Annotated in this window: 18 protein-coding genes, 2 tRNA genes and 2 pseudogenes; 7 read left to right on the top strand and 15 right to left on the bottom strand. The window is 41.9% G+C overall.

Annotation, left to right across the window (positions count from 1 at the left end):
* Window positions 1–167: 167 nt before the first annotated feature.
* Both TVG_RS00760 and TVG_RS08245 read right to left on the bottom strand, forming a co-directional pair.
* Window positions 168–563 carry a hypothetical protein gene (locus tag TVG_RS00760; protein WP_010916399.1) on the bottom strand — a complete coding sequence of 132 codons (396 nt, stop codon included), beginning with the start codon at window positions 561–563 and terminating at the stop codon, window positions 168–170.
* A gap of 88 nt (window positions 564–651) precedes the next feature.
* Window positions 652–1,701: pseudogene (locus TVG_RS08245) on the bottom strand (ISNCY-like element ISTvo2 family transposase).
* Between TVG_RS08245 and TVG_RS00750 the strand changes: the two are divergent.
* On the top strand, window positions 1,667–1,825 hold the full coding sequence (locus TVG_RS00750; protein ID WP_162009528.1) for a DUF2080 family transposase-associated protein: 159 nt from the start codon (window positions 1,667–1,669) through the stop codon (window positions 1,823–1,825). The pseudogene TVG_RS08245 and the gene TVG_RS00750 sit on opposite strands and share 35 nt — an antisense overlap.
* Window positions 1,826–1,888: 63 nt before the next feature.
* Here the strand turns inward: TVG_RS00750 and TVG_RS08420 are convergent, their stop codons facing one another.
* The gene (locus tag TVG_RS08420; protein ID WP_156769038.1) at window positions 1,889–2,077 is read right to left on the bottom strand and encodes a hypothetical protein; all 189 of its coding nucleotides are present in this window, start codon (window positions 2,075–2,077) and stop codon (window positions 1,889–1,891) included.
* A 79-nt stretch (window positions 2,078–2,156) separates the two neighbouring features.
* On the opposite strand from TVG_RS08420, the pseudogene TVG_RS00740 reads away from it, so the two are divergent.
* Window positions 2,157–2,594: pseudogene (locus TVG_RS00740) on the top strand (transposase); the annotation flags it as partial.
* A 173-nt stretch (window positions 2,595–2,767) separates the two neighbouring features.
* Window positions 2,768–3,925 carry an MFS transporter gene (locus TVG_RS00735; RefSeq protein ID WP_162009527.1) on the top strand — a complete coding sequence of 386 codons (1,158 nt, stop codon included), beginning with the start codon at window positions 2,768–2,770 and terminating at the stop codon, window positions 3,923–3,925.
* A gap of 276 nt (window positions 3,926–4,201) precedes the next feature.
* Here the strand turns inward: TVG_RS00735 and TVG_RS08065 are convergent, their stop codons facing one another.
* The 5 genes from TVG_RS08065 to TVG_RS00710 all read right to left on the bottom strand — a co-directional run bounded on the left by TVG_RS08065 (window position 4,202) and on the right by TVG_RS00710 (window position 6,485).
* Window positions 4,202–4,609, bottom strand: coding sequence for a hypothetical protein (locus TVG_RS08065; protein WP_162009526.1), 408 nt, complete (start codon window positions 4,607–4,609; stop codon window positions 4,202–4,204).
* A gap of 213 nt (window positions 4,610–4,822) precedes the next feature.
* Window positions 4,823–5,047, bottom strand: a complete 225-nt coding sequence (locus tag TVG_RS08060) for a hypothetical protein (protein WP_010916392.1) — start codon at window positions 5,045–5,047, stop codon at window positions 4,823–4,825.
* Window positions 5,048–5,293: 246 nt separating this feature from the next.
* On the bottom strand, window positions 5,294–5,785 hold the full coding sequence (locus TVG_RS00720; protein ID WP_010916391.1) for a PIN domain-containing protein: 492 nt from the start codon (window positions 5,783–5,785) through the stop codon (window positions 5,294–5,296).
* A complete protein-coding gene (locus tag TVG_RS00715) occupies window positions 5,786–6,316 on the bottom strand; it encodes a hypothetical protein (RefSeq protein ID WP_010916390.1) in 531 nt (176 codons plus the stop codon).
* A 97-nt stretch (window positions 6,317–6,413) separates the two neighbouring features.
* Window positions 6,414–6,485, bottom strand: a tRNA-Ala gene (locus TVG_RS00710).
* Between the two features lie 64 nt (window positions 6,486–6,549).
* Between TVG_RS00710 and rnhB the strand changes: the two genes are divergently transcribed.
* Window positions 6,550–7,188, top strand: coding sequence for a ribonuclease HII (rnhB, locus tag TVG_RS00705; RefSeq protein ID WP_048054063.1), 639 nt, complete (start codon window positions 6,550–6,552; stop codon window positions 7,186–7,188).
* Here rnhB and TVG_RS00700 read toward each other — a convergent pair.
* The 5 genes from TVG_RS00700 to TVG_RS00680 form a co-directional block, all read right to left on the bottom strand.
* The gene (locus TVG_RS00700; RefSeq protein ID WP_010916388.1) at window positions 7,185–7,586 is read right to left on the bottom strand and encodes a Zn-ribbon domain-containing OB-fold protein; all 402 of its coding nucleotides are present in this window, start codon (window positions 7,584–7,586) and stop codon (window positions 7,185–7,187) included. The genes rnhB and TVG_RS00700 overlap by 4 nt on opposite strands.
* Window positions 7,587–7,588: 2 nt before the next feature.
* A complete protein-coding gene (locus tag TVG_RS00695; protein ID WP_010916387.1) occupies window positions 7,589–8,758 on the bottom strand; it encodes a thiolase domain-containing protein in 1,170 nt (389 codons plus the stop codon).
* Window positions 8,745–9,800 (bottom strand): hydroxymethylglutaryl-CoA synthase, encoded by a 1,056-nt coding sequence (locus TVG_RS00690; protein ID WP_010916386.1) that lies wholly within the window; start codon window positions 9,798–9,800, stop codon window positions 8,745–8,747. The genes TVG_RS00695 and TVG_RS00690 overlap by 14 nt, the downstream gene beginning before the upstream one ends.
* A 52-nt stretch (window positions 9,801–9,852) precedes the next feature.
* Window positions 9,853–10,122 carry a hypothetical protein gene (locus TVG_RS00685; protein WP_010916385.1) on the bottom strand — a complete coding sequence of 90 codons (270 nt, stop codon included), beginning with the start codon at window positions 10,120–10,122 and terminating at the stop codon, window positions 9,853–9,855.
* Window positions 10,123–10,223: 101 nt separating this feature from the next.
* Window positions 10,224–11,243, bottom strand: a complete 1,020-nt coding sequence (locus TVG_RS00680) for an aldo/keto reductase (RefSeq protein WP_010916384.1) — start codon at window positions 11,241–11,243, stop codon at window positions 10,224–10,226.
* A 94-nt stretch (window positions 11,244–11,337) separates the two neighbouring features.
* Here TVG_RS00680 and TVG_RS00675 point away from each other — a divergent pair, with 94 nt between their 5' ends.
* The 3 genes from TVG_RS00675 to TVG_RS00665 all read left to right on the top strand — a co-directional run bounded on the left by TVG_RS00675 (window position 11,338) and on the right by TVG_RS00665 (window position 14,440).
* Entirely contained in the window at window positions 11,338–12,720 is a 1,383-nt protein-coding gene (locus TVG_RS00675) for a bifunctional ADP-dependent NAD(P)H-hydrate dehydratase/NAD(P)H-hydrate epimerase (protein WP_010916383.1), read from the top strand.
* A 65-nt stretch (window positions 12,721–12,785) separates the two neighbouring features.
* Window positions 12,786–14,288 carry an AMP-binding protein gene (locus tag TVG_RS00670; protein WP_162009525.1) on the top strand — a complete coding sequence of 501 codons (1,503 nt, stop codon included), beginning with the start codon at window positions 12,786–12,788 and terminating at the stop codon, window positions 14,286–14,288.
* 79 nt (window positions 14,289–14,367) lie between these two features.
* Window positions 14,368–14,440 (top strand) — tRNA-Phe (locus tag TVG_RS00665).
* Window positions 14,441–15,043: 603 nt separating this feature from the next.
* Here the strand turns inward: TVG_RS00665 and TVG_RS00660 are convergent.
* Both TVG_RS00660 and TVG_RS08735 read right to left on the bottom strand, forming a co-directional pair.
* Window positions 15,044–16,090, bottom strand: coding sequence for a site-specific DNA-methyltransferase (locus tag TVG_RS00660; protein WP_010916381.1), 1,047 nt, complete (start codon window positions 16,088–16,090; stop codon window positions 15,044–15,046).
* A gap of 5 nt (window positions 16,091–16,095) precedes the next feature.
* Entirely contained in the window at window positions 16,096–17,109 is a 1,014-nt protein-coding gene (locus TVG_RS08735; protein ID WP_010916380.1) for a site-specific DNA-methyltransferase, read from the bottom strand.
* Window positions 17,110–17,397: the final 288 nt, after the last annotated feature.

The raw sequence follows: 17,397 nt of genomic DNA, 5'->3' as shown, positions 1-17,397 counted from the left end.
TTATATGATAAATAACATCTACATCATAAAAATCAGGTATACAACTCAAGCAATGTTCATTAAGCTTGCTTAAAAATTACAAATACTTCAAGCAGATGAAAAATAGTTAACATAACAACAACCGAAACAGGATATATATAATCCCAAAGGCCTATTTTAAAAAATTTCTACTTCCTGATTTTTCTGTATGTACTTAAACCACCTTGAATTATTAATCTCACCATGGCAGCGATAATGAACAATATTCCAATTACAACCGAACCTGCCCACACTAGGGACTCCACACCTAAGTAGAATGTTAGAATGCCGAACAAAAATAAAGTGATTCCAATAACTAAACTCATAATCCCGGTTCTAAAAAACCAAGGAGAATCTTTCTCCATTATTAGAATAACTGCAACACCAATAGAAGCCGCAGAAAAGACTAATGGTAAAACAATTGGCAATGCGGATATGAAATGCCCATTGTACTTTAGGATGTTAGATAAAAATATTGACAGATATAGAAGTGCTAAACCAACAACGTAGAAAAGAATGGACTTATAGATGTTCTGATATCTCATGTTTACACCTTTTCAGCTTATTATTTGCAACATTGAATTACCTTATAAGCATCCTCAGTACATTCCCGACTCTGGGACATAATTAGTCTTATCCATTCATGAACATCAGGTTGTGCCAGAGTCCCTTTATGAATATCGATGTCTCAATCCTGTCGTTGCGCCTTTGGAATATCCTCCGTCCTGTGGCTCGCTTGTCTGAGGAGAAACCTGCCTCAGAGTTGTTGCGTTTGAAGTATTCCTTGAGGAACTCCATGGGATCGCTCATGAATGAGGCAATTATGTCCCTCCATCTTTTTTTACCGTGAATGCGTGAATTCTTCTTTGGAATGATGAATATCCTTGTGTTATCTGAGAAATCACCCAGTATGCTCTGCCCTGAATATTACTTGTTAAGCCTCACTGAATTTATCTGTATCCCGAGGTCAGAGATAATCCTCGAAGCTTTCTGGTAAGCATCACTCTCCGATCTCACAAAGGATGCGTATCCTATGTACATGCGTGTCTTCAGATCCATGATGGCAAATGAATACCTGTATTTTCCATGCTTCACAGATTCTCCCAGCTTCTCCCTCACAGATCTGTGGTGGTCTGAAACTGTCAGCGAATAACCGGTTCTGTCCCTGCATGCGTTCGATATATCAATGCCCCTCTTTTTCACTGAGAGTACGAAGTGGTTGTGCATTATCATTGGCACAACATCATCTGAATAGATCCTTTCGACTGTTTTATAGGACACCTCATATTCCATGCCCATGAGGGGCATGAGATAGGCAGCCTTGCGGTTGCTCAGGTCGAACATCTCTTTTGACAGTATGATCTGTGCCCTGTCAACTTCATGTATGACTGACGGTCTACCAAATTCATCCTCCCGTATACGGGATGATGCCTCCAGCAACAGTGATCGCAGTTCCCTGGAGGCTGCGGTCAGCCTGGATCTGTATTTTTTCTCGTACTCCTTTCAGTCCATGACATGAGGAATGGATAACTTCTCCCTGTACTCCTCAATGAGGGAGTTTATGTTATCCCTGAATTCCTCATACATGGATTGTTGAATGACAAAGTATAATATATACTGTATATATACATTTGTAAAGAAGGTTAAGGTGAAGGAGGCAAACGAGATCACAGCGCACAACATAGAGGCTTACATGGAACGTACTGTTACAAAGTTTGGATCCGGTGCCAAAGTTGATTGTCCTAAGGAATATCTGGGAAAGAGGGTGTGTCTGATCATCAAGAAAGATGATGAGGGAGATGAATGACTATTTTTGTCCTAGAGTCGATCAGACTCTTCACTTTTTCAAAGTCTGTCTCCCTTATCATTATCATGCCTTTCTCGTACCTGATGGATGGTATCTCCTCAAGCAACCCTTTCTTGCGCTTATTGTATTGATTATAGTTCGAGTGCATGTCGTAACCATATAGTTTCCTGAAGATTGAGCTCCCCTGCTCTTCCGTTTCTTCATGCTGTTCCTGTACGGTGCGTGTATCCTGACAAGTACTGTTGTTTCCATGAAAGAACAACACAAAATATTTTAAATGCTTTCTTTCCACAATACGGTGGTATAACACCGTATTTAACAGAGAAGTAAAATGTCTAGATGGGGAAAACATTTCAAAGACGGAAGGAACTGGCCTGGGTACAATGAAGAGCTGGTGATCAGGAGCACATTCCTCTTCAATCTTGATTTCGTACAGCAGTGGGATCAGGAAGTGACAAACATGAACAGGGGAAAACGTGGTTCACCCTATCTATTCCCGGAATCGTTCATGAAATTCATGATGATGTGGAAACAGTTCCTGGATTATCGTGCACTTGAAGGAATGGCAAGATCCCTTGCTGACATGAAAAAAATACCACAATACGGTTATTACACCACCGTATGGCACCGCATCCATGACATGAAACCTACACTAGATATTTCAGACCTGAGATATGCAGATCTCGGCACAGATGGTACAGGATTGAAGACAAACAATGCGAGGTCGTACAGGATCATGAAGTACGGCGATCCGGATTCAGGAAGAAGGTTAGGATGAAAAAAGTGAAGTAATTCATGATTCATGGGAGGTTCATGGGAGGATGGCTGATAGTAAGGGATTTGTTCAACAGAGCAAAGAGAGCTAAAAATTTTAATAGAATACACATCTGAAGGATACTGTAACTCAAGATGATGAGGTCATTTGACAGGAACCAGAAACGGATGATTGGCGCAGTAGCCGTTATTGAAGTTCTCAGGATGTTTGGAATTTTCCTTGTTGTCCCTGTCTTCACGCTTTATGGAAAGCTGTTCTCGAATTCTCCAATCCTCATCGGAATAGCATTTGGCGCATATGGGCTCACAATGGCCCTTTTCCAGGCCCCATTTGGAATTATATCAGACAGGTTCGGGAGAAAGAATGTCATCATCCTGGGAATGATACCCTATATCGTGGGAAATTTAATAGCCTGGCACCCAGTAAACATATTTGGCCTTATAGTCGGGAGGCTGGTTGCAGGTTCTGGTGCAGTCACCTCATCAGGAATGGCGATGGTCCAGGAAAGTGTCCCGCCAGAAAGGAGGAACCTCGCAATGGCACTCCTCGGAATCCCAATCGGTTTTGCCTTCATGATTGGAATTGTGCTCGGACCGCTGATTTCTGCAAGGCTAGGCGCAGACACGCTTTTCCTCATTTCAGCGCTGCTGGGAATAATCTCGATAATACCCATGACCGCCATAAAGTACCACAAGCCAGAATACAGAGCGGAGGAGAGGAAGAAGGCGGGCAGGATAGAACCAAAGACCGTCCTTGTTGGAGTGGTGGGTTTCCTGGTATCACTTTACATGATTGTGTTCTTTTATTACCTCCCCCTCTATGGAACACGGGCATACGGATCACACGGATATGAGCTCCTGCTTTTTTGGTCGGTTGTAATAGGCGGAATCATAGCAGTGGCATCTTCCAGCTTTGCTGACCGGGGCAAGACTACCCTGTTCTCGATAATAGCCCTGATCCTCATGCTGGTCAGTACGCCATTTGTTTTCCTGGAGCCAGTTGCAACGGGAAACAGAGACTGGTTCTTCATTGGCACCATTATATTCTTTGCAGGATTTTCAATCTACGAAATCGTATTTACGCCACTGGTGTCCAAGCTGTCCAAGAAGGAGAGTTACGGTGCGAATATAGGAATTTACAACACAATGCAGTTCTTGGGCCAGTTTGCTGGTGGAATCACCGGTGGAGTGTTGGTTACACTGACTCTGGATTACAATTCCATGCTCAGGACTTCGATGATACTTGCAGTCCTCGTGCTTATCTCGCTTGGATTCCTGTATATTCCAACAAAGTTCAGGGAAATCAGGAAAAAGGCTACTGCCTGAGAATTCTAAATTTTTCTCATGTATACTTCCCTGACATAATGGTCGCTTTCCTTGTTCAGTATCAGGTGGGCATGAAACTTTGAAGGCTAGATGTTCTGGACGAGATTCGGGCCATTTATCTCGTCCCAGATGTTGCCTGCCGTCCTGACAGCATCTTCAATGCCTAGGCCTCCGAATTCCCGGAAGAATGACCTTTCATCCATGAACGCAGTTTCCCTGAAGATGAGGAATCTGTCGATATATCATTTCATGATGTCCTTCTCAATGGCATCCACATTAAATTGAAAAATCAAGAAAGTCAGAAACCAGCAATTCGCTGGCTGGTGGGATTGTATCAGTCCGCCTGGTCTGAAGGACATTAAGACCCTCAAGGATCAGTACATCTGGATTTTCCACTGTCTTGAACTTGCCTGGAACTATGTCATATATAATATGGGAATACTGAGGAATGTCAATATTCTCTTTACCTGACTTGAGTTCGTACGGGAATTTTATCAGTGCCTTCAGGTCGTAACTCTCCGGAAAGCCCTTCCTGTTCATAAGGCCCCGCTCCTCAAGATACTCCTTGATGTAGGTTGCGCCTTCCTCTCCAATGAATCCGAAATACTGTTGTCTTGACTTGCTCAGCTTGCTCTTCACCATCACTTTTGCCGGTATCTTGTCAAACTGGATTTCGTCGGACAATTTCACTTCCTTTAGATCACCAATTCTGAGACAGTCCGTGCCCTCATAATCGCCCAGAGATTCCGGTCGGAGTCCGGAGAATGCCATGATTGCTATGGCAACCCTGCCTCTTGAAGTTGCCTTCCTGAGAATCCTTGCCAACTCCTCCTTGCTTGGAACTCTCTCGTTAACGATTGCCGGTGTTTCGTTCTACCCGGATATGTTAACAGTTAACTACAAACCGATACCGTTAAACTTTAACCATGAAAGAATAACCTTCTTGAATCTAGCTATGTATGACCCTGCCTTACCTTCTTTCTCCATTTTCCTGACAAAGTCTGTTAATTCGTACCTGAAATCCTTCTCGTTGGCTCTGGCTCTATTCAGGATTCCCTTCGGATCAGTACGGGTAAGCTTACAGTAGTGCCTCAGATTCCTTAATGCCCAAGCTGCTGCCAAAACAGATTTTGATCTGAGGTTTTCAAACCATATTCGTACATAATCGTCTAGAAGCAGTTAAGGATGTTTCGGCTGCGTGGTCATGAGAACATGTCGAATACTCGCATGAAAGGTATTCGATTAATAGATTATGGACCGGTCGGGATTTGATTAAAGTTTTAAGGGAATACTAAATCCTCACAAAAACAGAGTTGACATACTCAGCAAAAAACGACATTTCGAGACATTCTTCGAAGATATTGTCTTTCATTTTATTAATTCTAAGTATTTTGGGGGCTCTAATATTCTGTTTACGTCTATGCCGTTTCTGTCAGCATACTTGAGAACGTCCTGAGTATTCCAAGTAACAATGTAGTCGATGCTGACAGATTTGGCTATCGAAATCATGTACCAATCGTTTCCAATATCTTTTATTGCTACAGGATCTATTGCAAGATTCTCTGTTTTTACGAAATTCAGCTGCATAACGTAAGGGTCGAGTCTTGAGTTCAAGTACTCAGTTTTAGCATTATATAAGGCACGAAATACATCTCCTTCCTTCTTTCCAATAATTGAAATCTTCTCGATCAGATCTGGGTCTAAATCAAGAAGTCTTTTCAACTCACCGTAGAGTATATCACAAGTAAATGCCTTATCCAAGCCATTTACTACTCTCCTGCACACCTTCGCATTTGAGGAACGGGCGGACCCAGATATCAGATATGCTAATACAACATTGGTGTCGATTATGAGCCGCATTTATTGTCTCAATGCCTTCTTAGCCATATTGACGGCAGAAACTACATCTTCTTCAGTTATTTTATTTTCCTGGAGAAAATCAGCGAAATACTTATCGACCACCTCTTTCTTAAGGGCCGATCTCTTAGTGAATCTTGGGTACCTGGAATACACCGTATCAAGCAATTCTGTTAGACTCATATAATTGAAGGTTGACTTGACGTCAAATATTTGCTGTTTCTCAAAATCAGTTAAGTGATCCCAAACTGAAGCAGCGATTTTAAATCCTTTGTTGGTAAGTCTTATCTCATCAAATGAGATTACTCCTCTTGATTGGAAATCAGTTAGATCTCCGGAAAGTTCCTTGGAAAATGGGCCATACCAGAGAGGTTCGAAGTGATAGACATCTTTCATTTCTGCGAACGGAGTTCTTCTGCAGAGGAGGAAAATCTCTTTCTGTAGATGTGTAACTGATGGGATTGGTTCATTGTTCTTCTTTGACTTTCCCCACGCATAGATGAAAGAGAGCAGCAAATCGCTTCTTGAAACCATACAAAGAGAATATTTCATAGTTATATACAATTCTTATGTAATCTGATAAGTCTTGACAGGCAGAGTTGACTTTAGTTTTATTGCCAGAATCAACTAGTGGACCGGTCGGGGTTTGAACCCGAGGCCTCCTGCTTGCAAAGCAGGCGATCTACCGCTGATCTACCGGCCCTGCGTATTGTGAATTTCACCATGGTTTTAAAATTATCGATGCTATGGTGAACTGGAGTGCCTTTATGCATGAAGAAGTTCAGTGCGGCATAGACGAAGCCGGGCGTGGGCCAGTAATCGGCCCCATGGTTATATCGATAGTCTGCTGCAAAGAAGAATACCTAAGAGAGATAGGCGTTAAAGATTCAAAAATGCTGTCGAGGAAACGAAGGGAGTACCTTTTTGACAAAATAACTAAAAATTGCGCATATTCATACGTTGTTGTATCACCTGAAACATTGAACAAAGATATGGCCAGTGAAAGCCTAAACAAGATAGAAGAGAATTACATACTTGAATTGCTAAGCAAAGCTGAAGGTATCGTTTACATAGACTGCTTCGATGTTATAGAAGAGAGGGCAGAAAAATATATTCGCGAAAAAAGCGGAAAAGAAGTTGTATGCAAGCATAAGGCTGATTCAATTTACCCGGCTGTATCCGCAGCCTCCATCGTCTCTAAGGTCATAAGGGATCGAGAGATAGATAAAATAGCTGAAAAATACGGCTTTTTTGGATCCGGATATCCATCAGACCCAAGAACTATAGATTTCCTCAGGAAGGCGATGCAACAGGGATTAGATCTTAGAAGCGTTGCAAGGATACATTGGGAGACTTATAAAAAAATAAAAGAAGACGTCGAATCTGGGCAGAAGAAGCTGTTTTAGTCCAGAACAAACTTATATCCGTAAACTATTACTCCGCTCTCTCCGTCCTCGCCCATTCTCCTGAACACCGCGTGCACTTTCTTTCCTATTTCTACTTCGTCTGGATCTGCATCTACTATTTGGCCGGTCAACATCGGCCCTTCCTCAGTCTTTATAAGTGCAAGTATGTATGGCCTCTGCCTTGAAAAACGAGGCGGAGCTTCATGCACTACGGTAAATGATTCTATGACGCCGTCTCCAGACAGCTCTATGTCCTTCATTTTTCCTATTGAGTCCCTATGGCATGTCGGGCAAACCTCCCTTGGAGGAAAATATACCGTTCCACAGTTGCCACACTTTGATCCAAGCAGCCTGTACCTGTGCTCACTCTCTCTCCAAAATCTAGAAAGCTGTCCCATCTTCACTCACCTACAACATGTACAACAGAAGTTGCTCCAGTTCCAGCCATATTGTGGAGCAGCGCATACCTTGCATCCTTTACCTGCCTCTGCCCTGCCTTCCCTTTGAGCTGTAAGTATGCTTCAAAAAATTGAGAAACACCTGTAGCCCCCAGAGGATTGCCTTTAGCTTTAAGGCCACCAGACGGATTAACAGGGAGCCTTCCGTTCAGCTTTATGTCGTCGTAAACCAGATCCTTTGCCTTACCCTTTTCTGCAAAACCCATGTCTTCAAGTTCAAGCAGTCCATATATACTGTAGGAATCGTTTAACTCTAAAAATGATACGTCTTCCCTCTTTATTCCTGCCTTCTTAAGTGCTTCTTCTGTGGCGATCTTTGTTGATTCCAGAGTGTAGATAGATTTCCTGCTATGAAGTGCTAGGTAGTCCTCTGCCATAGCAGAGCTTAATATTCTTACGCCATCAATCCTGTTTTTCTTGACAAAGCCTTCAGATGCCAATATTATTGCTGAAGCACCGTCGGTAATCGGGGAACAATCGAATACGTTAAGTGGCTCAGCAACAGGATCGCTGTTTAATACCTGATCTACAGTTATCTTATTCCTGTATTGAGCATCAGGATTCAGCGATGCATTAGCGTGATCGTTAACAGCGACCATGGATATGGCCTCTCTTTCAACATTAAAGTCATGCATGTACCTGCGTGCTGCTATTGCCGCCATGGCTGCTGGTGTGGCACCATTGAAGCTTTCCCATTCTCGATCCAATATCGAGGACTGTACATCGATTATCTCTGTTCCGTATATATCTGTCATTTTCTCGACACCGCCCACCATTACCACATCGTACTCTCCGGACTTAATGGCGAGATAAGCTTCCCTGACAGCCGCACCGCCAGATGCAGTAGAAGCTTCAACCCTTACAGCAGGAACATGGTTCTCTGCAATACCGGAAAAGTCAGCTGCAAGTGCAGCAATGTTAGACTGTTCATTTATTGTTCCGGCCAGACTATTGCTGGCGTAGAGCATCTGCAAGTCTTTAGAGTATATATTTGCGTCTTTTATGGCCTCAAGGCCGGCTTCTACAGCCAGATCCCTAAGGGACTTATCCCATAGTTCGCCGAATTTTGTTTCACCTGCACCGATAATATAAACGTCATTACTCAATTCCATCACCTAGAACTATCTTTTTCTTATACTTGGCATATATAGCGTAGTCAACCCATTTAATTTTTTCAAGCATTTTCTTAATAGTAGGAGCCTTATTCCTATCCATTTCCTCTATGCGATCCGTTACCGTAATATCGAATGCGTCTGAACCGGCGCCGGATCCAAATGAAACAGCAAGTATATGATCGCCTGGCTTTGAGACATCAAGTATTGATGAAAGGCCTGTCATCATCGATCCGGAGTATGTGTTTCCAATATAAGGAGTTATTAAACCGTCCTTGTACTGTTTCTCCTCAAAACCAAGAAGCTTTGCTGCCCTAGTCGGAAACTTACCGTTTGGCTGGTGGAATACAACGTAATCGTAATCCTTTGGTTGTGTCTCCATTCGTTCCATCATCATCTTGGCTGCATTCACCACGTGCCTGAAGTATGCAGGCTCTCCCGTAAATCGCTCTCCATGGCTCGGGTACGGCTGACCTTCCCTCCTCCAGAAATCTGGCGTATCGGAAGCAACAGACAAAGTAGAGTTAATCTCAGCAATAACATCATCCTTGCCTATTATGAAGGCACTACCGCCTGCTGAGGCTGAATATTCTAGTGCATCACCTGGGGCGCCCTGTGAAGTGTCAGCTCCTATTGCAAGTCCATACTTGATCATTCCAGCGTCGACCATTGCCTTCACATTCTGCATGCCAGCGGTACCTGCCTTGCAGGCAAACTCATAATCCGCAGCAAAGAGTGAAAAATCTACACCGATGGCCGATCCAACTATGGTAGCAGTTGGCTTAACTGCATATGGGTGCGATTCAGAACCGACGTAAATGGCACCTATCTCCTTTGGGTTAATTTTTTTTCTCTTGAGGGCATTCCTAGCGGCTTCAACAGATATTGTAGCCACGTCCTCATCTGGAGCCGGAACAGATTTACTTAGTATAAAAATACCGTTTTTTATTCTCTCAGGGTTCTCTCCCCATACCCTTGCTATCTCATCAGGTTTTATCCTGTACCTGGGTATGTAAGAACCGTAGGTCACTATCCCTGACATAAAACATGGAATGTGTAGGGGTATTTAAAAATTGGCGAAGTTCAATTCGACGTTAGTCGAATAGGTCAGAAACCTTTACAGATTTACCATCTTTCAGTACATACACTTCACTTTCGAAATCTGCATCAATAGCTAAATTTCTCTTATTTCCCGTAGGTATTATAAAAAAAGACCTGTTCTCTTTTTCTCCTTTTAGAACGAGCCTGTATTTTTTCTCCATTTTTCCGTCTTCTTCGTATCCGTATATTACAAATTTGCCTGAATCAATGAAAACCCTTGCCTCCACCTTTCCCCCTTTGGTTTCGGTCTCATATTCCTTCATATATTCGTATATTCTTTTTTTATAAAAGGATTAGGAACTTTAAACAAGAAATTCGTTTAAACATCTAAACTTCCGAAATTTGAGAATAAAACGAGTAGATATTAATTAATTATTTCGAAGTCTCTTTCATGATTTTGCCTTTCGACCATCCAGTTCGGATAAATTTCCCTGTTTTTGGATACATTATCGAGGCGATCCATCTGCTCTTTAGTGAGTTGCACATCAAGCGAACCAAGGTTTTCTTCGAGTTGTTCCATGCTTCTAGCTCCCAGTATAGCTACGTGCGACTTCGATATAATCCAAGCAAGGGCAACTTGCGACGGCTTGCAGCCCTGTTCTTGGGCCACCTTCTTAACTTCCTCCACTACGTCCCATCCATGATCTTCGTCAAAATACGGGAAGAAGAAGCCACGATTACCCATCCTTGTCCCTGTGGCTGGCTTCTCGCCCTTCTTGTATTTTCCAGCAAGCACACCGCCATGGAGTGGGCTCCATGAAAGCAGAGTCATCCCACTGTACTTCATAAAAGGAAGCACCTCATATTCTACATCCCTGTTTAGCAAGCTGTAGTTCATCTGTGCACTTTCGTACCTCGCATAGCCTCTTTCTATCGCCATTGTCTGTAGAACAGAGATCTGCCAAGCAGTGAAGTTCGAAACTGCTGGATATATGACTAGGCCCTGTTCCACAAAAGATTCCATAGTCTCAAGGAATTCCTCAAAATTTCCGTAAACATCCCAGCCGTGGTATTGGTATATGTCGATCCATTCCGTACCAAGCCTTTCAAGGCTCTTCTTTATTGCAATGTGCATATGGTGCCTTGACAGGCCGCTTGAATTAACTCCTTGACCGATCTTTCCCCTGACCTTGGTTGCTATCATTACACTGTCCCTGTATGGTTTTAGGGATCTGCCAAGCATGACCTCTGAATCTCCATCGTCGTAAACATCGGCCGTATCAAAGAGATTTATGCCGGCATCGTAAGCCCTTTTTACCATTCGATCGGAGAGCTCCTGCGTTACACCGCCCAATTTCCATCTATTTCTTTCTCCAAATGTCATAGCACCAAAGGAAAGCACAGATACAAATGAGGCTGTAGACCCATACCTTACGTACTTCATAATGTTGATTATATATACATGCTATTTCACACTTTTGAATCGAATGCAGAAAATATTTAGCTTAACTATTTCTTTTAAGTTGTCATGTTTAGGTATGGGTTATTACGATGATATGCGCCATGATGATCTTAACTACGAATACCTCTACGGGAGCACGTATCCACTTATGAAGAACGCAGGATCTTCTGTTGCCAAGGTGATCGAAAAAAATTTCGCAAGTGGACAGAAGGTATGCGTAGTATGTGGTACAGGAAATAACGCAGGCGACGCCATAGTCGCGGCTGAATTGCTCCGCACAAAATTCGAAGTTACCGTACTATTGGTAAACGGGCTGAAGAGCGAACTAGCCAAAAAAGCGTTGCAGGAATATGGCGGAAACGTAGTAGATGCCTCTCACATTGACGAATGCCTGGCTGCAGACATAATCATAGATGGCATCTTTGGGGTAGGAATATCTGGTGAGCCAAAGGAACCTTATAAAAGTACGATAGAGAAGATAAATGCCTCCGGCAAAAAGATCGTTTCTGTTGATGTACCATCAGGCCTTGGGACAAACTGTGCGGTAAGGCCAGATATAACAGTTACGTTCACATCCCTAAAATATGGTATGAACAAGGAAAATAGTGGAGAAATAATCGTGGCAGATATTGGTATACCTGATGATGTGAGAAAGTATGCGGGCCCTGGGGATCTAATATATTATCCACGACCTGATCCAGATTCGCACAAGGGGATGAATGGTACACTCGGCATAGTTGCAGGCTGGGAATACCATGGTTCTTCAGTCATAGCAGCACTAGCAGCAGAGAATCTTGGCCTTGACCTAGTGCGAATATACGTCACGAATAAGAATTATGAAATAGTATCGTCCTACGACCCAGGCATAATAGTGAGGCTATTCGATTATAAAAGGCAAGCAAGCTATGAAGAGGTTTGGAGGAATAGTGCCCTATTGATCGGACCTGGCCTTGGTACATCCCATGAGGCAGAAATAGCACTGAAGAGGCTAGTCAATGGATCTGCAGTACCAATTGTAATAGATGCGGACGGCATTACATTACTGTCAAAACACCTGTCGATAATTAAAGGAAAGAAGATAGTTGTCACTCCTCACAAGAACGAGTTCAGAAAGCTTACAGGTACTGAACCAAACGAAGAAAACGCAGTAGAATTTGCAAAAGAAAAAGGCATAATAATAGTCCTGAAAGGAAAGGTAGATATCATTACCGACGGAAAAGAGGTCCATTATGCCAAGGGAGGCAATGCCAGAATGACCATGGGAGGAACAGGAGATCTCCTAGCTGGGTTGATATCATCTTTCATATCAAAGGGGATAGACCCGATGAGGTCATGTCTAATGGGCACCTACTTAAACAAGAGGATCGGTGAGCTGGCTTATGACAAGAAGGGCTTATTCTATAAAATTACGGACATGATAGATGAAATCCCTTCTGTTATGGCCAGTTATGTTAGGTAAGCGTATATTTGCAACGAGGCATTAGGTAAAAAAAATTTAATACTAGAGCATGGATATGAATGGGAATGGGTGAAGCCGAAGTTAAGCAGGAGAATACGCTCTATCGTTATCTCTATCAGATCGCAGAAAAGAATAGCAGTCAGGTAGCAATATACTATCTTGGAAAGCCAATAACTTATAGCGCGCTAATTTCTATGGTAGATTCGTTTGCGTTTAACCTTAAGAGCCTCGATGTTGATGGCGATGTCGGAATAATGCTTCGGAATTCACCACAGATCCTCATATCGATACTTGCACTAAATAGGCTTGGACTTCCAGCCTTCATACTGAATCAGTATGAGAACCCTTCTAAGTATGGGATAAAAACCATAATAGGAAATGCCTCCTCGCTATGCAGGCTAGATCCTTTTCCTGATCGTGCCATAGTTGTGCGTGAGGAGGATCTTGGACCGTACGGGTCATCCATAGATCCATACTTTAAAAATGACAGGGCCTGTTTTAAGAAGTTCCTTGCGAAGAGAGGCATATTAAAATTTTCAGACATGATATTCGACAAAGTAAACAGAGAAGAACTGCCTGAGAATGACGGAGTACTCAAGAGGCATACTTTTAGAGGGGATTCTGTTTATACATATCCGAGCAGCTTTATCTATGAGGCAGCTAATTCTTTACAGCAGTTTCTAGAAGGTTATAGAAAAGATGTTGCGGTATATTCGTCTTTAAACCACATTTCTTCTCTCATTTTTTCTCTAATACCTCTTTTTTCTGGACGAACCCTTACTTTAATGCCTGAGTTTTACGAAGTGGAGAAGACTATTAAGGCTATTGAAAAAGCTGAGTCATCAATGCTTGTGGGGAATACTTACCTATACGAGGAGATGCTTTTAAAAAATGTAGAAATGCCTAAAACTATACGTTACCTGTTTTCTATTGGCGAATACATCAGACCTGAGTTTCTCAAGGATTTCTTCGTTAAGTACGGAAAAGACATAAAGATTGGATACGATATTTCAGCTGCGACCGGACTTGTATGTATGCAGGAACTAATGAAAAATGATTTTGATTCAGTCGGAGTTGCTCTGCCAGATTGCACAGTTAGTATTAGTGATAGAAGTGGAAAGCCACTACCTGTTGGGGAAAATGGGCTAGTCAAGATTAAGTCAAACAGGATTGTAGACAAGACAGATGAAGGAGGATCTCTGAGTACAGGTGATCTAGGACACATAGACGAATCAGGCCACCTATACCTAGCAAAAGCTTCAGAAACCGTGTTTGGTAGCGTTGTTTCTCCAGAAATAATAGAGGGGATTATCGGCAAAGTGTGGAATAAGACAGACTTAGCAGTCGGCCTTTACAAAACAAGATCGTCCTATAGGCTAGAGGCGTTCATAGCTTCGAGCGATAGATCCGATGCTGTAAAATTTGCACGTACCTGCAAAGAGATTCTTCCATTGGAAATAAGGCCATTCAGGTATGTTATGGTGAAAAAAATACCTAGAAGCCAGTCTGGAAAAATAATAAGGGAGCTTCTCGGAAAAGAATCAATCGGATCAATCAATCCAAAATAGATATGCTTAATGAACTAATTACTTCCATTTCATTCTTTGCAAGCCAACCTTTTTATAAAATTTAGCAATAACGCTGTAAGCCGTGGTAGCTCAGTTGGGAGAGCGCCAGACTGAAGATCTGGAGGTCGCTGGTTCGATCCCGGCCCACGGCATATATTCATAAATTCAGCATTATTCTCATACTGTTGTGGATTTTTGATGAATTTATCAAGATAGCTCTAGAGGATCCGTTAAAATCAGATCTCTTCTGGTACTTACTATTGGTTTTAAACTTCATTTCCTGTCTGTCAAGGCCATTAGACCTGTTTAACTAACTTGATCATTAAAAAACTAGGCAAATACACAAAGTTTACCGGAATGGCTGGAAATATACTAAAGCGCCTTTCTTTGACTTTTTTAGGAAAGTCATGGATTGGCGATGGCGTATTTCAAGAAACAAAAATCACTATGCGTGCTAAGGTGAAAACATACGTGTTTTGAAACAAGGTCATGAACGCTTTCTGGCCTCAACAATAGTAGCCTTTAAGCCCCACATGGATAGTATTCAGGGGTTTGCCGTTGCCCTTGACGGAAATTGAATTCCTTCTCTTTTGCAAATATTCCTTTAGCGTCCCAGAAGTTAAGAAGTTCGCATGTATCAGTAGCTGCCATTTTCATGAATTCTACTGATTCCCTTCATGAATTGACTTCTTCGTTTAACTCCTTTTCAAGTTTCAATGCGGCATCCATTCTACAAAGAGACTTTAAGTTAACCATTATCTTACATCCTGAATTGCCATACTTTCAAACCCCAGTACATCAACAGCCCTTACGCACACCCTTCTCTTTTTGCCAGTTCTTGGCACAAGGAGTTTTACCTTTCTATTGACCTTAAAACTATTCCGATGATTTTCTCTGTAATCCTGCCATTTACTTCTAAACACTTCGCCGTCGTAATCAGGATCAATACTCCAGTATTCGATGAGGCTAAGCGGGTCTTCTTCTATCACTTTCTCAAGTTTTTCCTTATCATCTTTGTCCAGAGGCAAAGCGTCGGGGGAAAGCAAGACATAATTCTCAAGTTCAATTTCCAGCTCTTCTTGGGCTTCGTCAACCGTTTTCCTTCTTATGGGCTTCACACTGAGATACCGCAGAGACGAGAATTTTACCTTTCCATTTTTAATTAGATCGTCACAATCTTCTTTGTTTCTTAGTTTTTCAAGCAGGTCTGGTGGTATAACCAGGACCTCCAATTTATCGTCGTTAAGGCTTTCGATGATTCTACCGATGTCGTTGTCGAAGTTCCATCCTAATACAACTATTTTTTCCCACCTGCCCATAACAGATCTTCTTAGTTTCTGGGCTCCCTTCAAAGTAGAATAACCAGTTATTCTTGCGGGGGAATCCACATATACAAGAGTTTTGCTCTGTTTTATGTAACCCAAATTGTTTGGAATGCCATCCTGCATAGGGAAAGGTATTGCCCCATAAAGTTTTATGACAACATGGGCAAGGTCGCCAATACGTCTAAATTGTGACCTCTTGAATTGCTCCTTTTGATAGTCACCTATAGATTGGTAGAGGAATGGCCTTGCGTTTAGATCGCTTAGCCGTTTTCTCATGATCATACAAGCAGGTTTCCCCACATCGCACATGATCCATTTTCTTCCAAGTTTTTCCGCAACTGCCCCCAATGTCCCAGAGCCTGCAAAAAAATCAGCAACTATAGAATCCGGCAGCGAAGATGCCTCTATTATCCTTTTTAAGAGAGCCTCTGGTTTTTGAGTCACGTATCCTAAGTTTTCTGAAGACTGGCCCTGCAATGGACCTACTTCCTTGTCAACCCATATATCAGATACAAGCGGAGCGCTATATCCTTTAGATAAACTTTTAGCCTGTACCCCGTCTTTGTCTTGAATATTCTACCATCGGACCAGAATCTTTCCAAGTTCTCCAATGAATAGAGCCAAGGAGCCCTTACACCATGGAATTCGAAAATTTTTCTGTTTTCACTCCTCTGTATACCTCCTGCAACCAAGGCAACTGTTTGATAAGGCCCTCTGCCGTCATTATCATCATATACATACGATTTTAGGTAATCTTCGTCCGGTTCCTTCTTGATCTGATTAAATATAAATTGCGGAGTCTTTCTGTAAATATATAAGACATCATGTTGAGTGCCAAAACCTTTAGATTGGGCTTTTGGGCTGTTTGTCTTTTTCCATACGATCTCGTTTACAAAATTCTCCCTCCCAAAAATCTCATCCATAATGACTTTAACATAGTGCCCAACGTGCCAGTCAATGTGAACGTAAATGGATCCTTTTTCACTTAAGAGCTCTTTCATAAGAACTAACCTCGGAACTATCATCTCCAAGTACGACTTCGTTCCATCTTTCCAGGTGTCAGAGTAAGCAAACTGTTCAATTACAGAAGGCATTTGTTCCACGTCAGCAGTTGGCAGATGTATTTTCGTTCTATAATTCGCTTTACTGTCAAATGGTGGATCAATGTAAATCAGATCTATTTTTCCACGCATAGAAGGCAGTCCAGTTTCAGGGTCTCCAGCCAGGAATGCTTGCATTGCAAGCAAATTGTCACCATAAATAAGCCTATTGAGAAATTCATTGTTATTCTCTGTTTTAATAGTTTGACCATAGAATTTATTTAATTCTCCAATTGCTTTTGTGGGAAGAACCAGTTCATTTGTTTGCAGCGTTATTCTTTGCGATTTTGAAAGACCGTCAAGAATTTTTTGGGCCTCTTTCTCGCCTCTTTCCACTATTCTTGGCAACTCTTCAATCAAAGATTTTCTATGACTATTTTCACTGAATTCAATCATTTTTAACACCAAGATCTCCGCACTCTAGATACTTTTTGGATTGCGTTGTAAAATTAAGAAATTGTATAATAATATTTTCGGCTAAAATCAGTAATTTTTCTCCATCAGTACAGATGATCCTAAATTTCGCAACCAAAGAGATCGACATAAGACGCCTCTATCATTATAATGCATGCATTTGGATTTAAGGTAAATATTGTTCGTTTCTATTTAAGCATCAAATTTTTATTTCAATTTATCTAAAAATTAAGAAATACAGAATTGAATTGTTAAGTTCTTACGAGCAGT

The sequence above is a fragment of the Thermoplasma volcanium GSS1 genome (genome assembly GCF_000011185.1).
Classification (GTDB): domain Archaea; phylum Thermoplasmatota; class Thermoplasmata; order Thermoplasmatales; family Thermoplasmataceae; genus Thermoplasma; species Thermoplasma volcanium.
The sequence above is the reverse complement of the archived record's forward strand: the minus strand, read 5'-3'. Positions and strand labels throughout refer to the sequence as shown.

Bases quoted from the DNA above. Each gene is read 5' to 3' on its own strand.
- TVG_RS08735 (WP_010916380.1), bottom strand. From the start codon at position 17,109: ATGATTGAATTCAGTGAAAATAGTCATAGAAAATCTTTGATTGAAGAG.
- TVG_RS00695 (WP_010916387.1), bottom strand. From the start codon at position 8,758: ATGGAATTGAGTAATGACGTTTATATTATCGGTGCAGGTGAAACAAAA.
- TVG_RS00760 (WP_010916399.1), bottom strand. From the start codon at position 563: ATGAGATATCAGAACATCTATAAGTCCATTCTTTTCTACGTTGTTGGT.
- TVG_RS00700 (WP_010916388.1), bottom strand. From the start codon at position 7,586: ATGGGACAGCTTTCTAGATTTTGGAGAGAGAGTGAGCACAGGTACAGG.
- TVG_RS08420 (WP_156769038.1), bottom strand. From the start codon at position 2,077: ATGGAAACAACAGTACTTGTCAGGATACACGCACCGTACAGGAACAGC.
- TVG_RS00685 (WP_010916385.1), bottom strand. From the start codon at position 10,122: ATGAAGGAATATGAGACCGAAACCAAAGGGGGAAAGGTGGAGGCAAGG.
- TVG_RS00680 (WP_010916384.1), bottom strand. From the start codon at position 11,243: ATGAAGTACGTAAGGTATGGGTCTACAGCCTCATTTGTATCTGTGCTT.
- TVG_RS00715 (WP_010916390.1), bottom strand. From the start codon at position 6,316: ATGGTTTCAAGAAGCGATTTGCTGCTCTCTTTCATCTATGCGTGGGGA.
- TVG_RS00675 (WP_010916383.1), top strand. From the start codon at position 11,338: ATGGGTTATTACGATGATATGCGCCATGATGATCTTAACTACGAATAC.
- rnhB (WP_048054063.1), top strand. From the start codon at position 6,550: ATGCATGAAGAAGTTCAGTGCGGCATAGACGAAGCCGGGCGTGGGCCA.
- TVG_RS00735 (WP_162009527.1), top strand. From the start codon at position 2,768: ATGATTGGCGCAGTAGCCGTTATTGAAGTTCTCAGGATGTTTGGAATT.
- TVG_RS00670 (WP_162009525.1), top strand. From the start codon at position 12,786: ATGGGTGAAGCCGAAGTTAAGCAGGAGAATACGCTCTATCGTTATCTC.
- TVG_RS00720 (WP_010916391.1), bottom strand. From the start codon at position 5,785: ATGCGGCTCATAATCGACACCAATGTTGTATTAGCATATCTGATATCT.
- TVG_RS00690 (WP_010916386.1), bottom strand. From the start codon at position 9,800: ATGTCAGGGATAGTGACCTACGGTTCTTACATACCCAGGTACAGGATA.